2 protein-coding genes and 1 pseudogene are annotated in these 7,689 nt (G+C 39.9%); all 3 read left to right on the forward strand.

Going from position 1 to position 7,689, the window contains the following annotated elements:
- The coding region (locus ACNQGH_RS21640; protein WP_417958096.1) for a gliding motility-associated C-terminal domain-containing protein at positions 1–5,542 on the forward strand (5,542 nt) is incomplete at its 5' end.
- Between the two features lie 159 nt (positions 5,543–5,701).
- Positions 5,702–6,610, forward strand: a complete 909-nt coding sequence (locus ACNQGH_RS21645; protein WP_417958097.1) for a PorP/SprF family type IX secretion system membrane protein — start codon at positions 5,702–5,704, stop codon at positions 6,608–6,610.
- Between the two features lie 11 nt (positions 6,611–6,621).
- Positions 6,622–7,689: pseudogene (locus ACNQGH_RS21650) on the forward strand (OmpA family protein); the annotation flags it as partial.

Consider the following 7,689-nt stretch of genomic DNA (forward strand, 5'->3'; position numbering starts at 1 on the left):
TTGTGATGCAGATCCTAAAGTTACTTTCAACGAAGTTAGAACTGACGGAAACTGCGCCAGCAACTATACGCTAACCAGAACCTGGACTGCGACTGATGTTTGTGGCAACACGGCTTCTAAATCGCAAGTGATTACCGTTCAGGATAAAACTGCTCCGGTATTGAGCGAAGCGCCTGCTGATGTGACCGCAGAATGTTCTGCAGTTCCTGCTGCAAGTACTTTAACCGCTACTGATAATTGTGATGCAGATCCTAAACTTACTTTCAAAGAAGTGAGAACTGACGGCGACTGCGCCAGCAACTATACGCTAAGAAGAACCTGGACTGCGACTGATATTTGTGGCAACACGGCTTCTAAATTACAAGTGATTACCGTTCAGGATAAAACCGCTCCGGTATTGAGTGAAGCTCCTGCTGATATAACCGCAGAATGTTCTGCAGTTCCTGCTACAAGTACTTTAACCGCTACTGATAATTGTGATGCAGATCCTAAAGTTACTTTCAAAGAAGTTAAAACTAACGAAAACTGTGCCAGCAACTATACGCTAACCAGAACCTGGACTGCTACAGATGTTTGTGGTAACACGGCTTCCAAATCACAGGTGATTACCGTTCAGGATAAAACCGCTCCGGTATTGAGCGAAGCTCCTGCTGATGTTACCTTAGAATGTGGTGCAGCAATTACCCTAGCAGCTGCCTTAACGGCTACTGATAATTGTGATGCAACTCCTAAAGTTACTTTCGACGAAGTGAGAACTGAGGGAGACTGTGCCAGCAACTATACGCTAAGAAGAACCTGGACTACGACTGATGTTTGTGGCAACACGGCTTCCAAATCGCAAGTGATTACCGTTCAGGATAAAACTGCTCCTACTTTTACACCACCAACAAATATTACAATAAATAGTGGTGAGAATTGTATCGCAAATACTAACCCAACTATTACTGGTAATGTAACCAACATAAATGATACCTGTGATTCTAATCCAACAGCAACGTATTCAGATACAGAATGTTTTGGAGTTACAGAAAATAACGGATCAATAAATGCTGGAAACGGTAATTATTTCCCATTCACCATTTCAGGATTTGATGATTTATCAGCAAGCAATATTGAAAAAATCGCTTTGTCCTTTGCAACAAATCAAGGAAAAGGAAGAGCTGAATTCACCTTAGTTTCACCTAGTGGACAAGGGGTAATATTAGTTGGTCCATATTGTTCTGGTGGAAATTGTGATGATGAAAGCTCAAATACTAAAGAATTGTATTTAACTACATTTTATCCAAATAGCTCAGGTTATACCAAATGGAATAATGCTAATTTTATTCAAGAAGGAGTAAATCAAAATATGACTCCAAACGGAGGAACAACTTCTCCAAATAATATCAATGGGTTAACCTCTTATGTTTCCAGTTTTGAAAATCTTACGGGCCCAATGAATGGAACTTGGTTTATCTATTCAAGAAAACAAGCCAGTGTTAATGGTAGCATTGATTTTAACAGTGTTTGTCTGACTCCGGCTAGTTCTTGTCCAAGCAATAAAGTTATTACAAGAACATGGACCGTTACAGATGCTTGTGGCAATTTTTCCAAAGCAACTCAAACAATAAAAATTCAGGATAAAACCGCTCCGGTATTGAGTGAAGCTCCTGCTGATATAACCGCAGAATGTTCTGCAGTTCCTGCTACAAGTACTTTAACCGCTACTGATAATTGTGATGCAGATCCTAAAGTTACTTTCAAAGAAGTTAAAACTAACGAAAACTGTGCCAGCAACTATACGCTAACCAGAACCTGGACTGCTACAGATGTTTGTGGTAACACGGCTTCCAAATCACAGGTGATTACCGTTCAGGATAAAACCGCTCCGGTATTGAGCCTAGCTCCTGCTGATATAACCGTAGAATGTTCTGCAGTTCCTGCAGCGGCTACGCTAACGGCTACTGATAATTGTGATGCAGATCCTAAAGTTACTTTCAAAGAAGTTAAAACTGAAGGAAACTGTGCCAGCAACTATAAGCTAACCAGAACCTGGACTGCTACAGATGTTTGTGGCAACACCGCTTCTAAATCACAAGTGATTACCGTTCAGGATAAAACCGCTCCGGTATTGAGCCTAGCTCCTGCTGATGTGACCGCAGAATGTTCTGCAGTTCCTGCTACAGCTACTTTAACTGCTACTGATAATTGTGATGCAGATCCTAAAGTTACTTTCAAAGAAGTTAAAACTGAAGGAAACTGTGCCAGCAACTATACGCTAACCAGAACCTGGACTGCTACAGATGTTTGTGGTAACACGGCTTCCAAATCACAGGTGATTACCGTTCAGGATAAAACCGCTCCGGTATTGAGCCTAGCTCCTGCTGATATAACCGTAGAATGTTCTGCAGTTCCTGCCACAGCAACTTTAACCGCTACTGATAATTGTGATGCAGATCCTAAAGTTACTTTCAAAGAAGTTAAAACTGAAGGAAACTGTGCCAGCAACTATACGCTAACCAGAACCTGGACTGCGACTGATGTTTGTGGCAACACCACTTCTAAATCACAAGTGATTACCGTTCAGGATAAAACCGCTCCGGTATTGAGCCTAGCTCCTGCTGATGTTACCGCAGAATGTTCTGCAGTACCTGCCACAGCAACTTTAACCGCTACTGATAATTGTGATGCAGATCCTAAAGTTACTTTCAACGAAGTTAGAACTGACGGAAACTGCGCCAGCAACTATACGCTAACCAGAACCTGGACTGCGACTGATGTTTGTGGCAACACGGCTTCTAAATCGCAAGTGATTACCGTTCAGGATAAAACTGCTCCGGTATTGAGCGAAGCGCCTGCTGATGTGACCGCAGAATGTTCTGCAGTTCCTGCTGCAAGTACTTTAACCGCTACTGATAATTGTGATGCAGATCCTAAACTTACTTTCAAAGAAGTGAGAACTGACGGAGACTGCGCCAGCAACTATACGCTAACCAGAACCTGGACTGCGACTGATGTTTGTGGCAACACAGCTTCTAAATCGCAAGTGATTACCGTTCAAGATAAAACTGCTCCGGTATTGAGCGAAGCTCCTGCTGATGTAACCGCAGAGTGTTCTGCAGTTCCTGCTACAGTTACTTTAACCGCTACTGATAATTGTGATGCAGCTCCTAAAGTTACTTTCAACGAAGTGAGAACTGACGGCGACTGCGCCAGCAACTATACGCTAAGAAGAACCTGGACTGCGACTGATATTTGTGGCAACACGGCTTCTAAATCACAAGTGATTACCGTGCAGGATAAAACCGCTCCGGTATTGAGCGAAGCTCCTGCTGATGTTACCGCAGAGTGTTCTGCAGTTCCCGCTGCAGCTACTTTAACCGCTACCGATAATTGTGATGCTAATCCTAAAGTTACTTTCAAAGAAGTGAGAACTAACGGAAATTGTGCCAGCAACTACACGCTAACCAGAACCTGGACGGCGACAGATGTTTGTGGCAACACGGCTTCTAAATCACAAATCATTACCGTTCAGGATAAAACCGCTCCGGTATTGAGCGAAGCTCCTGCTGATGTTACCGCAGAATGTTCTGCAGTTCCTGCAGCGGCTACGCTAACGGCTACTGATAATTGCGATGCTAATCCTAAAGTTACTTTCAAAGAAGTGAGAACTGACGGAAATTGTGCCAGCAACTACACGCTAACCAGAACCTGGACGACGACAGATGTTTGTGGCAACACGGCTTCTAAATCACAAATCATTACCGTTCAAGATAAAACCGCTCCGGTATTGAGCGAAGCTCCTGCTGATGCAACCGTAGAATGTTCTGCAGTTCCTGTAGCGGCTACGCTAACGGCTACTGATAATTGCGATGCTAATCCTAAAGTTACTTTCAAAGAAGTTAAAACTGAAGGAAACTGTGCCAGCAACTATACGCTAACCAGAACCTGGACTGCTACAGATGTTTGTGGCAACACGGCTTCTAAATCACAGGTGATTACCGTTCAGGATAAAACCGCTCCGGTATTGAGCCTAACTCCTTCTGATATAACCGTAGAATGTTCTGCAGTTCCTGCAGCGGCTACGCTAACCGCTACTGATAATTGTGATGCAGATCCTAAAGTCACTTTCAAAGAAGTTAAAACTAACGAAAACTGTGCCAGCAACTATACGCTAACCAGAACTTGGACTGCGACTGATGTTTGTGGTAACACGGCTTCCAAATCACAGGTGATTACCGTTCAGGATAAAACCGCTCCGGTATTGAGCCTAGCTCCTGCTGATATAACCGTAGAATGTTCTGCAGTTCCTGCTACAGCTACTTTAACCGCTACTGATAATTGTGATGCAGATCCTAAAGTTACTTTCAAAGAAGTTAAAACTGAAGGAAACTGTGCCAGCAACTATAAGCTAACCAGAACCTGGACTGCTACAGATGTTTGTGGTAACATAGCTTCCAAATCACAGGTGATTACTGTTCAGGATAAAACCGCTCCGGTTATCGCTGCATTGCCGTCTGCTTCGACAATCTCTTGTCCAGCAATACCTGCATTTGCGACTGCTACAGCAACCGATAATTGTGCCTCGGCCGTTAACTTGACTTTTGCAGATGCAACAACAAATGGTCAATGTGCAGGGTCTTATTCTGTAACTAGAACTTGGACTGCTACCGACACTTGTGGAAATACTGCTAAAGCTACTCAAACTATTAATGTTCAAGATACAACCGCTCCTACAACAACCACTGTATTTAGCCCAACGATAGATGTGAATTGTGATGCGGTTCCTACCAAACCTGAACTTGTATTTGTTGACAATTGCTCTGCAGTTGCTCCAGCGGTCTTTACGGAGAAGATCATTAACAGCACTACAAATTCCTACTCCATTGTGAGAAAATGGTCTGTCGCTGATTCTTGTGGAAATACATCAGAATTTACACAACTCATTAATGTTAACGTTAGTAATGGTATTGTAGCATTAGTTAGTTCAATTTGTAACGATGGAGAAATTACAACTGCTAACCTAAACGATCTATTGCCTGTTGGTACACCTACAAACGGAACCTGGACTGATGTGAATAATTCAGGTGCCTTACAAGGAAATGCAATAAATGCTTCTAGCCTAGCTGTTGGTGATTATATTTTTGAATATAAAATTAATGACGGAACTTGTCCAAAAACTATAAAAATTACGATGACAGTTACTACTGGTTGTGGCGGTATTGTATTGCCTTGTGGAACGGTGCTAGTTCATAATGCCTTCTCTCCTAATGGAGATGGAATTAATGAAAACTTCGTAATTGACAACATTGATGATACAAATTGCTATCCAGACAATACGGTTGAAATTTACAACCGTTGGGGTGTATTGGTTTATGAAACTAGTGGTTATAACAATACCAGCAAAGTGTTCAAAGGTATCTCTGAAGGCAGAACAACTATCAGTCAATCATCAGGTTTACCAACCGGTACTTATTTCTATATCTTAAATTATACCTCTGTTGATGGTGTAGGAAACATTATAACAAATAAAAAAGACGGATATTTATACCTTACTAAATAATTAAAATTGACTGCCTGAGGACTTTTTGTCCTCAGGTTTAATAAAGATAATACCAATAGCCCTATTTCTTGAACGATAAACCCTAATCAAATTTATCAATTAACCTGTCGAATTCTTATAAAATGAATTCCCTAGATAATTAAAAAATAAATATCTACTATGAAAACAAAACTATTTTCTTTCGTTTTGATGTTTACAGCCATTGTAAGTTTTGCGCAACAAGATGCTCAATTTACGCAATACATGTACAACACGATCAATATTAATCCCGCCTATGCAGGATCTAGAGGTGCTTTAAGTATTTTTGCCTTACATCGTACCCAATGGGTAGGACTCGACGGAGCTCCGGTTACTAATGCTGTATCTATTAATACGCCACTTAACTCAAATAATTTAGGATTAGGGGTATCTATTATAAACGATAAAATTGGTCCTACACGTGAGAATACTATCTCGGCTGATTTATCTTACACCGTTCCAACTTCGGAAACTTTTAAACTTTCATTTGGTATAAAAGCAACGGCTAACCTTTTTGATTTGGATGTTACCCGATTAAATCCAGCTGATGATGACCCAAGCCTACATGATTATCATAATAAATTTTCTCCAAATATTGGCGCTGGTGTGTATTGGCATTCGGATAAAGCTTATGTTGGGCTTTCCGTTCCTAATTTTATAGAAACCAATCGTTACGATGACAACGAAGTGGCTATATTTAAAGAACAAATTAGTTACTATTTGATTGCTGGTTATGTATTTGATTTGAATAATTATATTAAGTTCAAGCCTGCTGTTCTCACCAAAATGGTAAAAGGTGCTCCGCTTCAAACGGATCTATCCGGCAATTTTATGTTCAATAACAAATTTATAGTTGGAGTTGCCTACAGATGGAGTGCTGCAATGAGTGCAATGGTTGGATTTCAGGTTTCTGAAGGTTTGTATATTGGATACGGGTATGATCATGAAACAACCAATTTAAACAACTATAATTCCGGATCGCATGAAATTTTCCTGCGTTATGAATTATTCAAAAACAACAACAAAATCACAACTCCTAGATTCTTCTAAAAACAAATATTATGAAAAATAATATACTCCTTTACATAACAATAGTTACTCTTTTTTCTTTTAATATTTATGCCCAAAAGGCAAGACTAGTTGCAGCTGATAAAAAATATGACAACTATGCCTATGTAGATGCCATAAAAACCTATGAAAGGGTTGCTGAAAAAGGTTATAAGTCTGCAGACTTGTTTAAAAAAATGGGGAATGCCTATTACTTCAACGCGGAGCTGGACAAAGCTGCCAAATGGTATGGTGAATTATTTGCTATGGACACCACCAATTTAGAATCGGAATATTATTATCGTTATGCCCAGTCTTTAAGATCCATTGGCGAAAACGATAAAGCCAATGAGATGTTAGAACTATTCAATCAAAAATCAGGCAACGATAGTCGAGGAAAACTTTTCAAAAAAAACACCAATTATTTAGAAGCCATAAAAGCTAATTCCGGTAGATATCAGGTGGAAGATGCTGGTATTAATTCAAAATACTCTGATTACGGAACTGCTGTATATATGAATAAAATTGTATTTGCTTCAGCAAGAGATACAGGAAGTTTAGGACAACGAAAAAACAAATGGACCAATCAATATTTTACAAATCTGTATAGTGCTGATTTAGGGGAAAACATGACTCCAAGCGCTCCAAAAAAGTTTGATAAAACCATAAATTCTAAATTTCATGAAGCTACCCCTGCTTTTACAAGTGATGGAAAAACCATGTATTTTACCCGAAACAACTACCTTGATGGTAAAAAAGGAAAAGATGGAAATAAAATTACTTTAGTAAAAATATACAAAGCCAGTTTAGAAAATGGCAAATGGACAAATATAGCTGAACTGCCTTTTGACAGTGATAATTATAGTACGGCGCATCCTGCTTTAAGTCCGGATGGAAAGATATTGTTTTTCGCTTCAGATATGCCAGGAACAATTGGTCAATCTGATTTATTTAAAGTAAAAATAAATGATGATGGTAGTTTTGGCACACCGGAAAACTTAGGAACTACAATCAATACCGAAGGAAGAGAAACCTTTCCATTTGTAAATGATGAAAATGAACTTTATTTTGCCTCAGACGGG

This window comes from Flavobacterium kochi (genome assembly GCF_048286715.1).
In the GTDB taxonomy this organism is placed as follows: Bacteria; Bacteroidota; Bacteroidia; order Flavobacteriales; family Flavobacteriaceae; genus Flavobacterium.

Excerpts from the sequence above, each read along its gene's own strand:
- ACNQGH_RS21645 (WP_417958097.1), top strand. The coding sequence starts at position 5,702 with ATGAAAACAAAACTATTTTCTTTCGTTTTGATGTTTACAGCCATTGTA.